Annotated in this window: 15 protein-coding genes; 10 read left to right on the top strand and 5 right to left on the bottom strand. The window is 69.9% G+C overall.

The features are described 5' to 3' along the window. The first annotated feature begins 18 nt into the window (after nucleotides 1-18). The 3 genes from DEI89_RS02655 to DEI89_RS02645 are packed head-to-tail and all read left to right on the top strand — an operon-like array spanning nucleotide 19 to nucleotide 3,373. The gene (locus DEI89_RS02655) at nucleotides 19-1,332 is read left to right on the top strand and encodes an RNA polymerase sigma factor (protein WP_110902444.1); all 1,314 of its coding nucleotides are present in this window, start codon (nucleotides 19-21) and stop codon (nucleotides 1,330-1,332) included. An 8-nt stretch (nucleotides 1,333-1,340) separates the two neighbouring features. Continuing rightward, nucleotides 1,341-2,603 carry a MurT ligase domain-containing protein gene (locus DEI89_RS02650; RefSeq protein WP_110902443.1) on the top strand — a complete coding sequence of 421 codons (1,263 nt, stop codon included), beginning with the start codon at nucleotides 1,341-1,343 and terminating at the stop codon, nucleotides 2,601-2,603. After that, nucleotides 2,600-3,373 carry a type 1 glutamine amidotransferase gene (locus tag DEI89_RS02645; RefSeq protein WP_110902442.1) on the top strand — a complete coding sequence of 258 codons (774 nt, stop codon included), beginning with the start codon at nucleotides 2,600-2,602 and terminating at the stop codon, nucleotides 3,371-3,373. The genes DEI89_RS02650 and DEI89_RS02645 overlap by 4 nt, the downstream gene beginning before the upstream one ends. Nucleotides 3,374-3,526: 153 nt before the next feature. On the opposite strand, the gene DEI89_RS02640 is transcribed toward DEI89_RS02645, so the two are convergent. Both DEI89_RS02640 and DEI89_RS02635 read right to left on the bottom strand, forming a co-directional pair. Then, the gene (locus DEI89_RS02640; protein WP_110902441.1) at nucleotides 3,527-3,751 is read right to left on the bottom strand and encodes a hypothetical protein; all 225 of its coding nucleotides are present in this window, start codon (nucleotides 3,749-3,751) and stop codon (nucleotides 3,527-3,529) included. A gap of 48 nt (nucleotides 3,752-3,799) precedes the next feature. Then, nucleotides 3,800-4,969 carry an acyltransferase gene (locus tag DEI89_RS02635; RefSeq protein ID WP_110902440.1) on the bottom strand — a complete coding sequence of 390 codons (1,170 nt, stop codon included), beginning with the start codon at nucleotides 4,967-4,969 and terminating at the stop codon, nucleotides 3,800-3,802. Between the two features lie 39 nt (nucleotides 4,970-5,008). Here DEI89_RS02635 and DEI89_RS02630 point away from each other — a divergent pair, with 39 nt between their 5' ends. Next, nucleotides 5,009-7,216, top strand: a complete 2,208-nt coding sequence (locus DEI89_RS02630) for a type IIA DNA topoisomerase subunit B (RefSeq protein ID WP_110902439.1) — start codon at nucleotides 5,009-5,011, stop codon at nucleotides 7,214-7,216. Between the two features lie 113 nt (nucleotides 7,217-7,329). On the opposite strand, the gene DEI89_RS02625 is transcribed toward DEI89_RS02630, so the two are convergent. Beyond that, nucleotides 7,330-9,816: a DNA topoisomerase (ATP-hydrolyzing) subunit A gene (locus DEI89_RS02625; RefSeq protein WP_110902438.1), complete on the bottom strand. Its 2,487-nt coding sequence runs from the start codon at nucleotides 9,814-9,816 to the stop codon at nucleotides 7,330-7,332. Nucleotides 9,817-9,859: 43 nt separating this feature from the next. On the opposite strand from DEI89_RS02625, the gene DEI89_RS02620 reads away from it, so the two are divergent. Then, nucleotides 9,860-11,011: an alkaline phosphatase family protein gene (locus DEI89_RS02620; protein ID WP_181421463.1), complete on the top strand. Its 1,152-nt coding sequence runs from the start codon at nucleotides 9,860-9,862 to the stop codon at nucleotides 11,009-11,011. A gap of 155 nt (nucleotides 11,012-11,166) precedes the next feature. Here DEI89_RS02620 and sepH read toward each other — a convergent pair whose 3' ends face one another. Then, nucleotides 11,167-12,186, bottom strand: a complete 1,020-nt coding sequence (gene sepH, locus DEI89_RS02615) for a septation protein SepH (RefSeq protein WP_181421462.1) — start codon at nucleotides 12,184-12,186, stop codon at nucleotides 11,167-11,169. A gap of 262 nt (nucleotides 12,187-12,448) precedes the next feature. On the opposite strand from sepH, the gene DEI89_RS02610 reads away from it, so the two are divergent. Continuing rightward, the gene (locus DEI89_RS02610; protein ID WP_110825450.1) at nucleotides 12,449-12,748 is read left to right on the top strand and encodes a DUF4193 domain-containing protein; all 300 of its coding nucleotides are present in this window, start codon (nucleotides 12,449-12,451) and stop codon (nucleotides 12,746-12,748) included. A 69-nt stretch (nucleotides 12,749-12,817) separates the two neighbouring features. Here the strand turns inward: DEI89_RS02610 and DEI89_RS02605 are convergent, their stop codons facing one another. Continuing rightward, complete coding sequence (locus tag DEI89_RS02605) at nucleotides 12,818-13,282, bottom strand: DUF3093 domain-containing protein (protein ID WP_110902436.1); 465 nt, start codon at nucleotides 13,280-13,282, stop codon at nucleotides 12,818-12,820. Nucleotides 13,283-13,358: 76 nt separating this feature from the next. On the opposite strand from DEI89_RS02605, the gene dut reads away from it, so the two are divergent. From dut to DEI89_RS02585, 4 genes are all read left to right on the top strand, one after another. Further along, complete coding sequence (gene dut / locus DEI89_RS18005) at nucleotides 13,359-13,913, top strand: dUTP diphosphatase (RefSeq protein ID WP_375537760.1); 555 nt, start codon at nucleotides 13,359-13,361, stop codon at nucleotides 13,911-13,913. Beyond that, nucleotides 13,910-14,629: a DUF3710 domain-containing protein gene (locus tag DEI89_RS02595; protein WP_110902434.1), complete on the top strand. Its 720-nt coding sequence runs from the start codon at nucleotides 13,910-13,912 to the stop codon at nucleotides 14,627-14,629. The genes dut and DEI89_RS02595 overlap by 4 nt, the downstream gene beginning before the upstream one ends. Nucleotides 14,630-14,670: 41 nt before the next feature. Further along, on the top strand, nucleotides 14,671-15,456 hold the full coding sequence (locus DEI89_RS02590) for a DUF3159 domain-containing protein (protein WP_258368652.1): 786 nt from the start codon (nucleotides 14,671-14,673) through the stop codon (nucleotides 15,454-15,456). Nucleotides 15,457-15,585: 129 nt separating this feature from the next. Continuing rightward, nucleotides 15,586-18,423 (top strand): aconitate hydratase, encoded by a 2,838-nt coding sequence (locus DEI89_RS02585; RefSeq protein ID WP_110902433.1) that lies wholly within the window; start codon nucleotides 15,586-15,588, stop codon nucleotides 18,421-18,423. Nucleotides 18,424-18,563: the final 140 nt, after the last annotated feature.

Below are 18,563 nucleotides of genomic sequence, written 5' to 3'. Positions count from 1 at the left end.
GACGAGGAAGGTGATCGCATGGCTGCCCGGAGCACGACGGTCGATCCCACGAAGGACACCACGCCCGACGGCGTCGTGGCGGAAGACGCCACGGACACGACGGAGGGCACGGCCGCGCCGAAGAAGCGCGCCACCAGGACCACCGCCGCCGCCAAGAAGGCCGCCCCGAAGAAGGCGGCTCCGAAGAAGGCGAGTGGCAAGAAGGCCGCCGCCTCGGAGGACGACGAAGAGGGCGCCGAGGACGAGACGCCGGTCGAGGTGGCCGAGGACGCCACCGAGACGACCGACGACGCGACCGAGGACTCGGACGACGACTCGGCTGCGAAGCCCGCGACGGACACCGCCGCGGTCGCCGCCGGCGCGCTCGTCATCTCACAGACCGACGACGACGAAGCGCCGGTCTACTCGACGACCATCACGGGTGCCACCGCCGACCCGGTGAAGGACTACCTCAAGCAGATCGGCAAGGTCGCGCTGCTCAACGCCGAGCAAGAGGTCGAGCTCGCGATGCGCATCGAGGCCGGCCTGTTCGCCGAGGACAAGCTGCAGCACTCGACGGGGCTGTCGAAGCCGGCCGAGCGCGAGCTGCGCTGGGTCGCCCGCGACGGTCAGCGCGCGAAGTCGCACCTGCTCGGTGCGAACCTCCGACTGGTCGTCTCGCTCGCGAAGCGCTACACGGGCCGTGGGATGCAGTTCCTCGACCTCATCCAGGAGGGCAACCTGGGCCTGATCCGTGCCGTCGAGAAGTTCGACTACACCAAGGGCTTCAAGTTCTCGACCTACGCGACCTGGTGGATCCGTCAGGCCATCACCCGCGCGATGGCCGACCAGGCCCGCACCATCCGCATCCCGGTGCACATGGTCGAGGTCATCAACAAGCTGGCCCGTGTCCAGCGGCAGATGCTGCAGGACCTCGGTCGCGAGCCCACGCCCGAAGAGCTCGCCCGAGAACTCGACATGACGCCCGAGAAGGTCGTCGAGGTCCAGAAGTACGGTCGCGAACCGATCTCCCTGCACACCCCGCTCGGTGAAGACGGCGACTCCGAGTTCGGTGACCTCATCGAGGACACCGAAGCGGTCGTCCCGGCCGACGCGGTGGGCTTCACGATGCTGCAGAAGCAGCTCGAGAGCCTGCTCGACTCCCTCTCCGAGCGCGAGGCCGGCGTGATCCGGATGCGTTTCGGCCTGGGCGACGGCCAGCCGAAGACCCTCGACCAGATCGGCGACACGTTCGGCGTCACGCGTGAGCGCATCCGCCAGATCGAGTCGAAGACGATGGCGAAGCTCCGCCACCCGTCCCGGTCGCAGTCGCTCCGCGACTACCTCGAGTAGGCCGACCGGTGCGTTTCGTGGTCCCGATCCTGGTCGGGCGGATCCTCCGTGCCCTCGCGCGAGCGCGGGGCGGCGGGTCCGCCTACCCGGGCTACATCGTCCTCAAGCTGGTGCCGGACTTCCTGCAGCACGTGACGCGGCAGTTCCCCAACGGTGTCGTCTTCGTGCTGGGGTCGAACGGCAAGTCGACGACGACCCACATGATCTCGGAGATCGTGCGGGCGCACGGTCTGCGGGTCTTCACGAACCCGTCCGGTGCCAACCTGCCGCAGGGCATCGCGTCGGCCCTGCTTTCCCAGGTCTCGCTTGGCGGCAAGCTCAAGGCGGACATCGGGATCCTCGAGGTCGACGAGGCCTTCGCCGTCGAACTCGCCGGCATCCTGTCGCCGTCCACGGTGACGATGCTCAACGTCCAGGTCGACCAGCTCTACCGGTTCTTCGAGACCGAGCGGGTCGCGACGATGATGCTCGACACGGCCGCGCTGTCGACCGCGAACGTCATCACGAACCACGACGACCAGTTCCTCGACGCCTACCTGGCCGTCGACGGGCAACGGGTCCTGCGGTTCGGCGCGAGCACCGAGGTGGTCGCTGCCGCCCCGAACGGCCTGCAGAACGCCGACGACTTCGTCGCCGCTGCTGACCGGGCACGGACGACCGCCGACGCCGAGGTCGTGGCCTTCACCGGGGACGGCGCCACCATCGCGTTCGCGGGTTCCGAGATCCCGGTCCGCCTGCCGGCCCGCGGCCTCCACTACGCGGTGGACGCCGCCGCTGCCGCTGCGACGGCCAGTGCCGCACTGGGCGACCAGTTCCGTCCGGCCGCCGTCACCAAGGCGTTCGAGCGGATGAAGCCGGCCTACGGTCGTGGCGAGCGACTGCCGATCGCCGGTGAGTCCGCCGAGTTCACGATGTTCAAGAACGCCGCGAGCCTGCAGCTCAACCTCGACGCCCTGCCGGCGCACCCGGAGCAGGTCCTCATGGCGATCGACGAGGGCACGCCCGACATCTCCTGGATCTACGACATCGACTTTTCGAAGCTCGACCACGTCGACGTCGTCTCGGGCGACAAGGCCTGGCAGATCGCGATCGCCCTCGAGCACACCGGTGTCCGCATCGGTCGTGTCGAGCCTGACGTCGAGTCGGCGATCCGGCACATGCAGGGCCTCGGCGCCACGACGACGGGCACGAAGAACTTCATCGTCAACTACGAGATCATGATGATCGCCCGGAAGGCCCTCGGCCACCCGGACATGGAGAAGACCGCATGACGGCCGATCGCCTGACCATCCTGCACGTCTACCCGCGGCAGATGGGGGTGTCGGGGGACCGCGGCAACGTCGCAGCCCTCGTCCGTCGCGCCGCCACCGCCGACATCGTCACCGAGGTCGTCGAGTACGCCCCGGGCGACGAGTTGCCCTCGGCGGCCGACGTGGTGGTGGTGGGCAACGGACCGCTCAGCGCGATGCGCTCGCTCGGTACGGACGTCACCCGGGTCGGTCCGGTCCTGCGCGACTTCGCGACCGCCGGGGTGCCGGTGGTGGCGGTCGGCGGCGGGTTCGACCTCGCCACGAACCAGGTCGTCCCGACCGACGGCGCCCCGATCGACGGCTTCGGCGTGTTCGACGCCCGAGCCGTTCGTGGGGCAGAGCGCCGTGTGAACTACCTCGTCCTGGAGTCGCGGTACCCGCTGCTGCCGGGAGCGTCGACCCGGCTGGCCGGCTTCGAGGACCACGCTGCACGCATCGAGCTCGCCGACGGCGTCTCGCCGTTCGCGGACGTCGTCTCCGGTGGGGGCAACCAGGCCGGTTCGCCGGTCGAGGGTGCCGTCACCGGCAACTCGTTCGGCACGCACACGCAGGGGCCGATCCTGCCGCTCAACCCGCAGCTGACCGACGCCGTGCTCGCCGCGGCGACGGCCCGACTCGGCCGCGACTACAAGCCGGACCCGGGTCGGACGGCGACGATCGACGAGTACGCACGTGAAGCCCGCGCCACGATCGACCGGTACGTCGACAAGGCGTTCAAGCGCATCGCGTAGCCGGTGGTCGACGGCGGCCGCCTGGAGGCCCGGCATCGGTGCGGGAGACCGGGGCCGGGCCTCCAGGCGGTTTCGTCCGTCACATGACGGATGCCAGGACGACGACGGGCCCGGATCCATGTGGATCCGGGCCCGTCGTGTGGTGCGTCGCGCTTACTTCGACTCGTGGAGTCGGCTGCTCTCGTCGTGCCACTCGATCGCGGTGGCGGCGAGCTTGTCCTTGAACTCAGCTCCGTGGTGGGCGCAGAAGAACAGTTCGCCGCTCGCCATGGTGGCTCGGATGTACGCCTGCGCTCCGCAGCTGTCACACCGGTCGGCAGCGGTGAGCTGGTGGTTGCTGACTTCGTCGATGGAGAGGTCCTGCACGGTCTGGGTCATTGCTGTGCTCCTCACGGATTGCAGGTGGTGCTTCTTGGTTGCACCATCTCAACACGTCCTGCCTGGATGTGCGGCATCCGGGGCGCCCATTTCGCTCAGCGCGGACCGATCATCCCCAGTACGAGTGTCGGGACGGCTGCGGAGCTGTTCGTGCTGCACCGCACGGCGCAGGCGGCGCGCCCGCGCCCGACGTTGCGCCGGTCGCTCGACGAGCAGACTGGACAGGTACCCCAAGCCGAGAGTCGACAGGATCTGCAGGATCAACAGGAGTGGGAACGGCAGCACCGGACCGAGTGCGAGGCAGGTGAGTTGTTGCACGGGCCAGGCGTAGACGTAGAAGCCGTACGAGGCGTCGAACCGTGACCCGAACCGATGCAGGGGTACTGCCGTGCTGAGCGGGAGCAGCAGGATGATGAACGGGAGCGGAGCGATGTCCGCACTCGTCCCGGTCACGACCGACGCCGCGATCACCGTGAGCAGCGGCATGACCGTGACTGCCGAGACACGGATCGCGCCGGCCCAGAAGTATGCGACGGCACCCGCTGCGAACGCGACACAGACGTCGATGGCAGAACCGAGGCCGGGGTACTCGATGATCCCGAGGGTGTTCGGGAGCGCCGCGATCGTCGCGACGGCGAGGGCGACGACCGAGGTCACGCGTCGGACCCGTACCGGGACCAGCGAGAAGGCGACAGCGACCACGACGTAGCAGGCGGCCTCCCAGAAGAGCGTCCACAGTGAGCCGTTCCAGATGCCTTCGTACGGCACGCCGACCAGGGTGTCGTCGATGCCCTCCTGCAGGAACCTCGGCGGGTAGAGCGGCGCGTTGTGGAGGACGTACCGGACGGCACTCGACGGGTCCCACCTCGCGTCGGGTTCGTAGCCGACCGAGATCGGGGCGAAGACGAAGGCGGTGACGAGGAGGGTGGCGAACAGTCCGGGGAGGATGCGAGCCGCGCGGGCCTCGGCGAAGTCGAGCATCGACCGCGTGTTGTCGCGACTCCGGCAGATGAGGTACCCCGACACGGTGAAGAAACCCATCACCCCCCAACGTCCCACGGTCATCCCGCCGAGCTCGGGCTCGGCGGACACCCCGGTCATCCCCACCGCATGCGACACGAGCACCAGTCCGGCGAACAGCAGTCGGGCGGCGTTCAAGGAGTTCGCGGCTGGGTCGAAGGTCGAGGCAAGCGTCCGCGGCGCCCGTGGCGGTTCCATACTGAAGTACTACATGATCTCCGCTTCTGCTGGTGAGCCATGTGTATTTCGCCCGCGCCTCCGTGCCGTGTCGGACATGCTCGGTACGCTCGTCAGGTGAGCTCCGACTACTCCGCACGGCATCTCTCCGTCCTCGAAGGACTCGAGGCGGTCCGGAAGCGTCCCGGCATGTACATCGGCTCGACGGACTCCCGCGGCCTGATGCACTGCCTGTGGGAGGTCATCGACAACTCGGTTGACGAAGCCCTCGCGGGGCACGGTGACGAGATCGGTGTCACGTTGCACGCGGACGGGTCGGTCGAGGTCTCCGACGTCGCTCGTGGCATCCCCGTCGACGTCGAACCGAAGACCGGCCTGACCGGGGTGGAGGTCGTGTTCACGAAGCTGCACGCCGGCGGCAAGTTCGGCTCGGGGTCGTACGCGGCCTCCGGCGGGTTGCACGGGGTCGGTGCCTCCGTCGTGAACGCGCTGTCGGAGCGCCTCGACGTCGAGGTCGACCGGGGCGGCAAGACCTACGCCATGTCGTTCCACCGTGGGGAGCCCGGCATCTTCGACGACGCGCAGGGCATCGGGCCTGACGCGCCGTTCGCGCCGTTCACCTCGGGCAGCGAACTCCGGGTCATCGGCAAGGTGAAGAAGGGCGTCACCGGCACCCGGGTGCGGTACTGGGCGGACCGGCAGATCTTCACGAAGGACGCCGCGTTCAGCACCGGCGACCTGGTGAACCGGGCACGTCAGACGGCGTTCCTGGTCCCCGGACTCGGGTTGACCATCACCGATGCCCGCCCCGCCTCGATGTCGGCCGCCGCGGAACGAGCCGCGCTGGCGGCGCCGCCCCTGGACGGCGAGCCGAGCGCCCGCGTGGAGCAGGGCCCGGTCGTCGAGCGCTTCCGCTACGAGGGCGGCATCGGCGAGTTCGTCGAGCACCTGGCGGTCGACGGCGCGAAGACCGACGTCTGGCGCATCCAGGGTTCCGGCACCTTCAAGGAGACCGTGCCGATGCTCGACGACAAGGGCCACATGGTCTCCACCGAGGTCGAGCGCACCTGTGAAGTCGACGTCGCTCTGCGGTGGGGCGACGGCTACGAGACGATGTTCCGCAGCTTCGTCAACATCATCGCCACGCCGAAGGGCGGGACGCACCAGACGGGTTTCGAAGCAGGTCTGGTCAAGGCGGTCCGCACCCAGGTCGAGGCGAACGCCCGCAAGCTGAAGGTCGGTCAGGACAAGCTCGAGAAGGACGATGTGCTCGCCGGTCTCACCGCCGTGCTGACCGTCCGGCTGCCCGAGCCGCAGTTCGAGGGACAGACCAAGGAGATCCTCGGCACGCCGGCGGTCCGACGCATCGTCGACTCGGTCGTGTCGAAGCGGATGACCGAGATCCTCACCTCGACGCAGCGCACCGAGAAGGCACAGGCAGCCGGACTCCTCGAGAAGGTCGTCGCCGAGATGAAGACGCGCATCTCGGCCCGTGCGCACAAGGAGACGCAACGCCGCAAGAACGCGCTCGAGAACTCCTCGCTGCCGACGAAGCTCGCGGACTGCCGGTCGAACGACGTCGAGGGCACCGAGCTGTTCATCGTCGAGGGTGACTCGGCCCTGGGTACCGCGAAGCTCGCCCGGAACAGCGAGTACCAGGCGCTCCTGCCGATCCGCGGCAAGATCCTCAACGTGCAGAAGGCGTCCGTGTCGGACATGCTCTCGAACGTCGAGTGCGCGTCGATCATCCAGGTGATCGGCGCCGGGTCCGGGCGCACGTTCGAGCTCGACCAGGCCCGGTACGGCAAGGTCATCATCATGTCCGACGCAGACGTCGACGGCGCCCACATCCGCACGCTCCTGTTGACGCTGTTCTTCCGCTACATGCGTCCGATGATCGAGCAGGGTCGGGTGTTCGCCGCAGTGCCACCGCTGCACCGGGTCGTCGTGGTGAACCGTGGCAAGCCGAACGACACGCTCTACACGTACTCCGAGCAGGAGCTCACGACGCTGCTGAAGAAGCTCGAGCGGTCGAACAAGAAGTACCTCGAGCCGATCCAGCGGTACAAGGGGCTGGGCGAGATGGACGCCGACCAGCTGGCCGAGACGACGATGGACCGTGCGCACCGGACGCTCCGTCGGGTGAACGTGTCGGACGCGGAGTCGGCGGCGAAGGTGTTCGAGCTGCTCATGGGCAACGACGTCGCGCCGCGCAAGGAGTTCATCCTGGCGGGCGAGGGACTGGACCGCGAGCGCATCGACGCCTGACCGGTGACGTCGAGACGCCGCCATGACGTCGAGACGCCGCCACGATGTCGGGACGCCGCCGAATCCGGCGGCGTCTCGCAGTCACGGCGGCGTCTCGCGGAGACGAAGGCGTGTCAGACCTCGCCCGGGGTCCCATCGACCGCGGCGGCGCTGCCACCGATGGTGACGACCTCGGCGTCGAGCGGACTGCCCGACCCGTCGCGCTTCGACAGCCAGTCCGGCAGGGTCCGGGCAGCACCGTCCGAGCCGACCGCATGCGGCGGCGCGACGCCGGCCCAGGCGACGGTGAGGCCGTCCTCGCCCTTGAGGAACGCGTGTGCCCGGATGCCCTGGGTGCCACGGCCCTTCGCCGGGAACTCGGTCAGGGCGGACACCTTGGCGCGACCGGCGTCGGTGCCCGGCAGGGCGCTCGAGGTGGTGGAGACGGTGGCGACGACGGTGTCCTCGGTGAGGGCGACGGAGCCGAACCAGACCACGGTGGCACCACCGGCGAGGGACACGCCCGCGACGCCGCCGGCCGGGAGGCCCTGCGGTCGGACTGCGGCGGCCGGGAACCGGAGCAGCTGGGCGTTCGAGGTGATGAACACCAGGTCGTCCGACTCGGGTGCCTGGGTGGCGCCGACGACGTGGTCGCCCGGCTTCAGCCCGATGGCGGGGAAGTCCGGCTTGTCGGGCCAGGCCGCCGGCACGACGCGCTTGACGATGCCCTGCGCGGTGCCGATGGCGACCGAGTCCGCGACGGACGCGTCGAGCGACACGAGGGCGACCACCGTCTCGCTCTTCGGGACACCGAGGTACTCGCTGACCCGGACTCCGGCATCGAGTCGCACCGACGCGGGCGGGACGGCCGGGACGTCCACGGGGGAGAACCGCACGACACGCCCGGTCGAGGTGAGCGCGCCGACCTGCCCGCGGACGGTGCTGACGACGGCGGAGCGCACGGCGTCGTGCTTCGAGCGCTTCGGCACGTGCACGATGCCGGACTCCGCTGCGGGGATGTCGACACGGACGAGTCGTCCGGTCGTCGAGAGCAGCACGCGGCAGGGGGCGTCGGCGACCTGGAGCGACTCCGGGTCCACCGTGGCCTTCCGACCACCGCGGACGGGCGCGTCGGCCTCGGTGAGCAGGGTGCGGCGGGGCGTGGCGAACTCCTCGGACACCGCGGTCAGCTCGGTCGCGACCTGGGCGCGCAGCCGTTCGTCGGACGCGAGCAGTTCCTCGAGCGCGGCGATGTCGGCGAGCAGCTGGTCGCGTTCGCCCTCGAGCTCCATGCGCGAGAACTTCGTCAGACGGCGCAGACGGAGCTCGAGGATGTACTCGGCCTGCACCTCGGACAGGTCGAAGACGTCGCGGAGCCGGTTCCGTGCGGCTTCGGAGTCGTCGGAGGTGCGGATGACCTGGATGACCTCGTCGATGTCGAGGATCGCGATGAGCAACCCCTCGACCAGGTGCAGGCGCTCACGACGTCGGGCCAGCCGGTACTGGGAGCGCCGGGTGACCACGGACAGGCGGTGCTTGACGTAGACGTCGAGCAGGTCGCGGAGCCCGAGTGTGCGGGGCGAGCCGTCGACCAGGGCGACGTTGTTGATCCCGAAGTTCTCTTCGAGCGGCGTGTGCTTGTAGAGCTGTTCGAGGACGGCCGTCGGGTTGAAGCCGGACTTGATGCCGATGACGAGCCGGAGGCCGTGGTTGCGGTCGGTCAGGTCGTTGACGTCCGAGATGCCGACGAGCTTCTTCGACTGCACCCCGTCCTTGATCTTCTCGATGACCCGCTCGGGCCCGACCAGGTAGGGCAGCTCGGTGACGACCAGCCCGGACTTGCGCGGGGTGAGGTTCTCGACCGAGACCTTCGCCCGGGTCCGGAAGGTCCCGCGTCCGGTCGCGTAGGCGTCGCGGACCCCGGAGAGCCCGACGATGGTCCCGCCGGAGGGCAGGTCCGGACCGGGGACGAACTCCATGAGCTCCTCGAGCGTGGCCCGCGGGTGCATGAGCAGGTGCTTCGCGGCCTCGACGACCTCGCCGAGGTTGTGCGGCGCCATGTTCGTCGCCATGCCGACCGCGATGCCGGAGGCGCCGTTGACGAGCAGGTTCGGGAAGGCCGCTGGCAGCACGCTCGGCTGCATGATCTGGTTGTCGTAGTTGGGCACGAAGTCGACGACGTCCTCGCCGAGCCCCTCCGTCATCGCCATCGACGGTTCGGCCAGGCGCGCCTCGGTGTACCGGGCAGCAGCCGGGCCGTCGTCGAGGGAGCCGAAGTTGCCGTGTCCGTCGATCAGCGGCACGCGCATGGTGAACGGCTGCGCGAGCCGGACGAGCGCGTCGTAGATCGCGCCGTCGCCGTGCGGGTGCAGCTTCCCCATCACCTCACCGGTGACGCGGGCGCTCTTCACGTGGCCGCGGTCCGGCCGCAGGCCCATCTCCGCCATCTGGTAGAGGATGCGGCGCTGCACGGGCTTCAGGCCGTCACGGGCGTCCGGGAGCGCGCGTGAGTAGATGACCGAGTACGCGTACTCCAGGAAGGAGCCCTGCATCTCCTCCGAGACGTCGACGTCCTCGATGCGCTCACCGTCGGGCAGTCCGACGACGTCCGTGCGTGCCATGGCACCTTCCTGCCGACCCAGCTCGATCTGGAAGACTCTGGGGGTGGGAACAAGCGTACCGACGGCCCCCGACGCCGTTGTGAACCTCGCCGACGTGCTGCCGAGTTGCCTCGTCGCGCTGGGCGCCGCCGACGAGGCCTGGTTGCGGGACACCGGCCGGGAGGCCCGGATCACCCTCCGTCCCGCCCGTTCCGCGATCGTCGTGCTGGTCGACGGCCTCGGCGCGAACGCCCTCGCGGCACGGGCCGGTCACGCGCGCTTCCTCACCGCGACGAAGAAGCGCCTGCGCAGCGGCTTCCCGACGACGACCGCCGCGGCGCTGACGACGCTCACGACCGGCCGGCCACCCGGTGCGCACGGTGTCGTCGGGTACAGCGGGTGGAACCCGGACGAGTCGCGGGTGATGAACCTGCTCAGTGGGTGGGACACCGAGGTCCCCGCGGGGTGGCTGCGCTGCGAGACGGTGTTCACCGCGGCGTCGGACCTCGGTGTGGACCCGGTCGTCGTCGCCCCGAGCCGCTACCGGTCCTCGGGCATGACGGCGAACGTCCTCGGTGGTGCGCGCTTCGTGGCCGGCGACACGATCCCGGCCCGCATCGACGCCGCGCTCGACGCGACCGCGACCGGGCAGCAGATCGTCTACCTCTACATCCCGGAGCTCGACTCGATCGGGCACAAGCACGGCTGGCAGTCCGACCGGTGGACCGCGGCGCTCGAGCTCGTGGACGCCGAGCTGTCCCGCCTCGCCGACCGCATCGCGCCCGACGTCGGGGTGCTCGTCACCGCGGACCACGGCGTGCTCGACGTGCCGCCGCACGCGAACGTCCCGATGGACCCGGAACTCCTGGTGGACGTCGTCGGCGTGGCGGGCGACCCGCGCTGCCGTCAGCTGACCGTTGCGCCGGGAACGGACGTGCCGGCGCTCGTCGAGGCGTTCCGGGCGTCGCTGGGCAAGCGTGCGGTGGTCGCCAGCCGGGCAGAGGCCGTGGCCGCCGGGTGGTTCGGGCCGGTCGACCCAGAGGTCCTGCCGCGGATCGGCGACGTGTTGCTCGTCGCGAAGGGGTCGTGGGCGTTCAACGACGACCGCGGGGTCCCGGAGGGCACGGAGCCCGGCCGGATGATCGGCCAGCACGGGGCGATGAGTGACGACGAACTGCTCGTCCCGCTGCGCCTGGCCGGCGCGTTCGCCCAGTAGCCCGCGCGCTGACGGACTGGAGCGCTGATCGACCGGGGCCCGGGCGGTCCGGACGCCGCAACCGACGGGGCCGGCACGGACCGAGGCCGGGACGGACAGGAGGCCCGCCCACGGACGCGGGACGGGCCTCCTGACCGGTCGGTCGGCAGGACGGGTCAGACGGTGTCGTCGTCCGGGCGGGTGCCGAAGACGATCTCGTCCCAGCTGGGCATGGCGCGACGGTTGCGCTTGCGGCGGTCGGACCGGCCGTCGGCGTCCGGGGCGGCCGTGGGGCGGGCCTCCGGCTGCGGGGCAGTGTCCGAGTCGTCGACGGGCGACACGGGCAGGTCGACGACGCCGACCGAGGTGCCGCGCGGGGCGTCCTGCTGGTCCGGGAAGGTCGCGGCTTCGCGCTCACCCCGGCGGCGGCGGAGGGCCTCCAGCAGGTCGGCGGTCTCGTTGCCGGGCGCGCGCTCCTCGACGTACGAGGTGCCGATGCGGGGGAGCGGCGGGCGCAGTGCGGTGCGCTCGACGGCTTCGGGGGCTGTGGGCTCCTCGGCGGCTGCGGCCTCCTCGACGTGGAAGGCGCCGGAGTCGAAGCGGGTGCCGTCCTCGTCCTGACGCTCGTACTCGACGGCGCGGAGACGCGGCGCGATGCCCTCGTCCTCGGTGTGCGACAGGCGGTGCGCGTCGCCGTTGTCCGGCACGAGCGTTGCGGTCTTCGGGTCGAAGCGCCACTGGGCGTCGTGCTCGACCTCGGCAGCGGTGTACCGGACCTGGACCTGCCAGCCGTTCTCGACGTGCTTCCAGCTCGACCAGGCGATGTCGGTGGCGTCCCCGGCCTCCAGGCGGGCCGTGATGGCTTCGCCGAAGGTGTCCGGCGACGCGTCGTCGACCGGGGTCACGCTGACCCGGCGGGCGGCGTCGAGCACGAACGCGCGCTCGGCGAGGACCGGACCCTCGAACCGGCGGACGTAGTCGACCTCGACGCCGAGGGACGCGGCGACGTCGGCGGCGTCGGAACCGCTGCGGATGCGCGCCTGCACGTCCTTCGGTGACACGCGCTTCTGCGGCCCGGAGTCGGGGTTCGCCTGCCGGACCTGGCCCGGGAGGGACGCGGTGACGGGTAGCCGGAACTCGGTCCCGCCGTCGGTCGCCAGGAGGAGTGACCCGGATTCGACTCCGATGACTCTCACGTCTTGCATGGTTCCGCCTTCCGCTGCCTGCGTACGGTCGTGCGTCGTACCCGAGGAGTATGCAGGCCGCTGCAGCACTTTCCGCGCAGGCGCACGGCGTGCCGTGCGTCTCGTCCCCGGCTTCGGGAATGGTCGGGATGCGCGCCGGGTTGCACGGCCAGGACGCACCGCTCGAGTACTCGGTTTGCACTCGGACGGGCCGTGGTGCAAACTGTCGCCGCCGAATCCGGCGACGACCTCTCGATACGAGAAATGGATGGGCATGGCCACCGATTACGACGCCCCCCGGAAGACCGACGACAACTCCGACTCGGAGTCGATCGAGGCCCTCAAGGAGCGCGTCCCCGACAAGATGTCGGGAGTCGTCGACGACGATTCTGACAACCCGGGCAGCTTCGAGCTCGCGGGCCAGGACCTCAGCGACGTCGACCTCGACGTCGTCGTCCTGCCCCCGCAGGTCGACGAGTTCACCTGTGTCGAGTGCTTCCTGGTGAAGCACCGCTCGCAGCTCGACCACGAGACGAAGCTCGGCCCCGTGTGCATGGAGTGCGCAGCACTCTGACGCACCGACCGAGCGCAGAACGGCCCGCATCCTCCTGGATGCGGGCCGTTCTGCGTGTGGGGTCCCGCGTCAGGCCGGTTCGGTCCGGTTCGTCCGCTCGGCGCCGGTCGTCAGGGCCCGGGTGACGGCCTCCGGGTCACGGACGCTCACCAGCCAGTACGGGGTGGGGTCGGCGGCGTCCCGGACCTCCACCTTGACGACGCCGTGCACGTAGCCGCGGAACAGGGTCCAGGCGCGGGCGTCGAGTTCCGGTCCACGCTGGCTGGTCGCGGCCGCACCGGTGAAGCCGGCGACCTCGCCGACGACCGAGCGGGGCAGATGGGCCCGGCCGGCGTGGAACTCGGTGTCCGTCACCTCGATGACAGGTGCGAGAGCCCACAGGAGCACGAGCACAGCGAGCTCCATGCCGATGGCCACGGCGACCCCGGCCGTCGCGCTGATGGGGAGGAAGACGAGCAGGCTCGCGGGGATGACGAGCGCCGTCGCCAGGTACAGGGCGGGCGGAGCCCACAGTCGTTCGCGGTACACGGTCACCCCTCCATTCGACCACGAGCCGCTGCGTGCTCCGAGCAGGTCACGGATCGGTCACGGTCTGCACTACCCTCGACTCGTGACCGAAGCAGTCGACGTCCTCTGGACCGGCAACGCCGCTCCCGCCTTCGCCAAGCCCGGCGACGCCGGAGCGGACCTCGTGTCGGCCGAGTCCTTCGTGCTCGCGCCCGGGGAACGCCGCCTGGTCGGCACCGGGCTGGCGATCGCCCTGCCGGACCAGCACGTCGGCTTCGTCGTGCCCCGCAGCGGTCTGGCCGCGAAGCACGGCATCACCATCGTGAACGCACCCGGCACGATCGACTCGGGGTACCGCGGCGAAGTGAAGGTCGCGTTGCTCAACACGGACGCCACGGAGCCGTACGAGGTCCGGGTCGGCGACCGGATCGCACAGCTGATCGTCATGCCGGTGCCCCGCGTGACGTTCACGCAGGTCGCCGAGCTGCCGCAGAGCGCTCGCGGCCAGGGCGGGTTCGGGTCGTCGGGCTACGGTGACCGGACCGGTCACGAGGTGTCCTCCGTCGTCGTCGGCGCCGGACAGGACGCCGATCGGAACGACGGAGCGGTGACGCCCGTCGACATGCACGAGCAGGGTCTGGAAGGGACGCGGTCATGAGGATCGGACGACGCAAGCGCGACGAGGTCGAGGTCGCCGAGGCCGTGGTGGACGACGTCGAGGTCGCCGGGCCCTCGCCCGAGATCGAGCTCGCGGACGACGCCGACGCGGGCTTCGACGAGGTCCTGGCCACCGAGTCGACCGACAAGTCGGCTCCGCTGGACCGTGGCGACAACGGTCCCCTCGACGAGACCGAGGCGAACCTGGTCCGTCCGTACGTCGACCTCGGCGGCGTGAAGATCCTGCCGCGCGAGGGTCTGCACCTCCGTCTCGAGGTCGAAGAGGACTCGCAGCGTGTGGTCGCCGTCGGCCTGGACTACGACGAGTCGACCCTGCAGGTGCAGCCGTTCGCCGCGCCGCGCTCGACCGGCCTCTGGCACGAGATCCGTGCGCAGATCGCCGAGCAGATCCAGCAGCAGGGCGGTGTCGTCACGGAGGTCGACGGCCCGTTCGGTCCGGAACTCCGCGCGCAGGTGCCCGTCGTGGGCGGCGCTGGCGTCACCGACGGGGTCCGAGCGGCCCGCTTCGTCGGGGTCGACGGCCCGCGCTGGTTCCTCCGTGGGGTCATCGCCGGCAAGGCCGCCGAGCAGCCCGAGGACGCCGCCGACATCGAGGAGCTCTTCCGCAGCGTCGTCGTCGTTCGTGGAACGACCCCGATGCCGCCGCGCGACCTCATCCCGCTGCACATGCCGAAGTCGACCCAGTCGACCATCTGACGCGGCTGCGGCCGACCCCGACGAACCAGCCTGGAGGCCCGGTGACGGACCACGACGACCGCTCCCGTCCCGACGGGGTCACCCCGACCACCGGCTCCGCCGCGTCGGATCCCTTCGTCGAGGAGCGCGCTGAGCCGCTGTCACTGCAGGCCCAGCTGCGGGACGCGGTGCGCAACGCCGGCATCGGTCAGGTCGCCCCGGGCGAGGCGCCGTCCGGCAAGGCCCTGCTGACCGCGGTCGGGGGTGTCCGCGGGCTCGCCGAGTCGGTGCTGCCGGGCTTCGCCTTCCTGATCGTCTACGCGATCACGAAGGAGGTCGTGCCGAGCGTCGTCGTCCCGGTCGCGATCGGGCTCGTCTTCGTGGTGCTCCGGCTGCTCCAGCGGCAGTCGATCATGATGTCCTTCGCGGGCATCTTCGGCGTCGCGATCTCGGCGGGCCTCGCCCTGCTGACGGGTCGGGCCGAGAGCAACTTCATCCCCGGCATCGTCATCAACGCCGTCTTCCTGGCGGTCATCCTCGTCACGCTGGCGATCCGTCGGCCACTGATCGGCCTGGTCGTCGGGCTGCTCGTGCCGGGCGACGACGACGGTCACGACTGGCGGGACGACCCGGCGAAGCGTCGCGTCCTGACCGTCGCGACCTGGATGTGGGCCGGGCTCTTCGCCTTCCGGCTCGCGTTCGAGATCCCGCTCTGGCTGGCGGCGCAGGTCGAGCTGCTCGCCGGCATCAAGCTGATCACCGGCGTCCCGCTCTACGCAGCCCTGCTCTGGGTGACGTGGCTGCTCGTCCGGGCCGTCTTCGTCCGGGACGAACCCGCCGCGGTGTAGAGTTGTCTCGACGTCAAGAGACTTTCCTCCGGGCACGACGGAGTCCCCGGGTTTAGGTTCACCTTGCTGGTGGGACGTCCCGCGGCCCGCGAGGATGAGGGCACACCGATCAACCCAGGAGGCGGCACAGTGGCTGCAGTCAACAGCTTCGGATCGAAGGACACGCTCTCGGTCGGGGGTGTCGACTACGCCATCCACCGGATCGACGCCGTGCCCGGGCACGAGAAGCTCCCGTACAGCCTCAAGGTGCTGCTCGAGAACCTCCTGCGCACCGAGGACGGCGCGAACGTCACCGAAGGCCAGATCCGCGCCCTCGGCTCGTGGAAGCCGGAGGCCGATCCGGACACCGAGATCCAGTTCTCCCCGGCCCGCGTGGTCATGCAGGACTTCACCGGTGTCCCGTGCATCGTCGACCTCGCCACCATGCGCGAGGCGATGGCCGAGATCGGCGGCGACCCGAACAAGATCAACCCGCTGTCCCCGGCCGAGATGGTCATCGACCACTCGGTGATCGCGGACCTCTTCGGCAGCTCCGACGCCCTGCAGCGCAACACCGACCTCGAGTACGAGCGGAACGGGGAGCGCTACCAGTTCCTCCGATGGGGCCAGACGGCGTTCGAGGACTTCAAGGTCGTCCCGCCGGGCACCGGCATCGTCCACCAGGTGAACATCGAGTACCTGGCGAAGGTCACCTACACGCGTGACTTCGACGGCGAGACCTACGCCTACCCGGACACCCTCGTCGGCACCGACTCGCACACCACGATGGTCAACGGCCTCGGCGTGCTGGGCTGGGGCGTCGGCGGCATCGAGGCCGAGGCGGCGATGCTCGGTCAGCCGGTCTCCATGCTCATCCCGAAGGTCGTCGGCTTCAAGCTCTCGGGTGCGATCCCCGCCGGTGTGACCGCGACCGACGTGGTGCTCACGATCACTGAGCAGCTCCGCAAGCACGGTGTGGTCGGCAAGTTCGTCGAGTTCTACGGCGAGGGTGTCGGCGCGGTGCCGCTCGCGAACCGCGCGACCATCGGCAACATGAGCCCCGAGTTCGGCTCGACGGCCGCGATCTTCCCGGTCGACGACGTCACGCTCGACTACCTGCGGCTGACCGGTCGCGACGAGGCGCAGATCGCCCTGGTCGAGGCTTACTCGAAGACGCAGGGTCTGTGGCACGACCCCTCGGTCGAGCCGGCGTACTCGGAGTACCTCGAGCTCGACCTCTCGACGGTCGTCCCCTCGATCTCCGGCCCGAAGCGCCCGCAGGACCGCATCGTCCTGTCCGAGGCGAAGGACCAGTTCGAGGTCGACCTCGCCAACTACGCGAGCATCGAGCACACCGAAGAGGACAAGGCCGTCGCGGACACGTTCCCGGCGTCCGACCCGGTCGCCGCTGCCCCCGGTGACGAGCACGCCGTCGACGACCTGCAGGACGCTCCGGCGTCCGAGGTCCCGGTCCACGCGTCCAGTGCGCCCGGCACGGTCTCGAAGCCGACCTCGGTCGCGATCGCCGAAGGTGACCCCTTCACGATCGACCACGGTGCCGTCGCGATCGCCGCGATCACGTCGTGCACCAACACGTCGAACCCGTCGGTGATGATGGCCGCGGGCATCCTCGCGCGCAACGCGTCGAAGAAGGGCCTGAAGGCCAAGCCGTGGGTCAAGACCACCCTCGCGCCGGGCTCCAAGGTCGTCACGGACTACTACGAGAAGGCCGGTCTGACGACCTACCTCGAGGACCTCGGCTTCTACACGGTCGGCTACGGCTGCACCACCTGCATCGGCAACTCGGGCCCGCTGCCCGAGGAGATCTCGCAGGCCGTGCAGGACAACGACCTCGCCGTGACCGCGGTGCTCTCGGGCAACCGCAACTTCGAGGGTCGCATCAACCCGGACGTGAAGATGAACTACCTGGCGTCCCCGCCGCTGGTCATCGCGTACGCCCTCGCCGGCTCGATGCACTTCGACTTCGACACCGACGCGCTCGGTACCGACACCGAAGGCAACGACGTCTTCCTCAAGGACATCTGGCCCGACACGGCCGAGGTCCAGCAGGTCATCGACTCGTCGATCGACACCGAGATGTTCACCCACGAGTACGGCTCCGTGTTCGAGGGCGACGACCGGTGGAAGAACCTGCCGACCCCGACCGGTGACACGTTCGAGTGGGACGCGCAGTCGACCTACGTGCGGAAGCCCCCGTACTTCGAGGGCATGACGATGACGCCCGACGCCGTGTCGGACATCTCCGGTGCCCGCGTGCTCGCCAAGCTCGGCGACTCGGTCACGACCGACCACATCTCCCCGGCCGGATCGATCAAGGCCGACAGCCCGGCGGGCAAGTACCTCGCCGAGCACGGCGTCGACCGCAAGGACTTCAACTCCTACGGCTCGCGCCGCGGCAACCACGAGGTGATGATCCGCGGCACGTTCGCGAACATCCGACTCCGCAACCAGCTCCTGGACGGCGTCGAGGGTGGCTACACCCGCGACTTCACCACGCCCGACGGTGCGCAGTCGTTCATCTACGACGCGTCCGAGCACTACCAGGCGCAGGGCACCCCGCTCGTCGTCCTGGGCGGCAAGGAGTACGGCTCCGGTTCCTCCCGTGACTGGGCGGCGAAGGGCACGAGCCTCCTGGGCGTCAAGGCGGTCATCACCGAGAGCTTCGAGCGGATCCACCGGTCGAACCTCATCGGCATGGGCGTCGTCCCGCTGCAGTTCCCGGCGGGGGAGTCGATCGAGTCCCTCGGGCTCGACGGCACCGAGTCCATCTCGATCTCCGGTCTGACCGCGCTCAACGAGGGCACCACGCCGAAGACCGTGCACGTCACGGCGGAGCCGACCGAGCACTCGCCCGCCGGCAAGCAGCCGATCGAGTTCGACGCGGTCGTCCGCATCGACACCCCGGGCGAGGCCGACTACTACCGCAACGGCGGCATCCTGCAGTACGTCCTCCGTTCGCTCGTCTGACCCCTTCCGCAAAACGCAACCTGGGCGGCTCCCCGCAGCGGTACTCCGTTGCGGGGAGCCGCTCTCGTTGCGTTTCGCGGAGGACGGGAGGCGCGTGGCGGGCTGCCACCGCGCCTCCAGTCCGTCCGCTGGTCGCGCGC

The organism is Curtobacterium sp. MCBD17_030, from assembly GCF_003224255.1.
Taxonomy (GTDB): domain Bacteria; phylum Actinomycetota; class Actinomycetes; order Actinomycetales; family Microbacteriaceae; genus Curtobacterium.
This window is presented reverse-complemented; position numbering and strand designations above follow the sequence as displayed.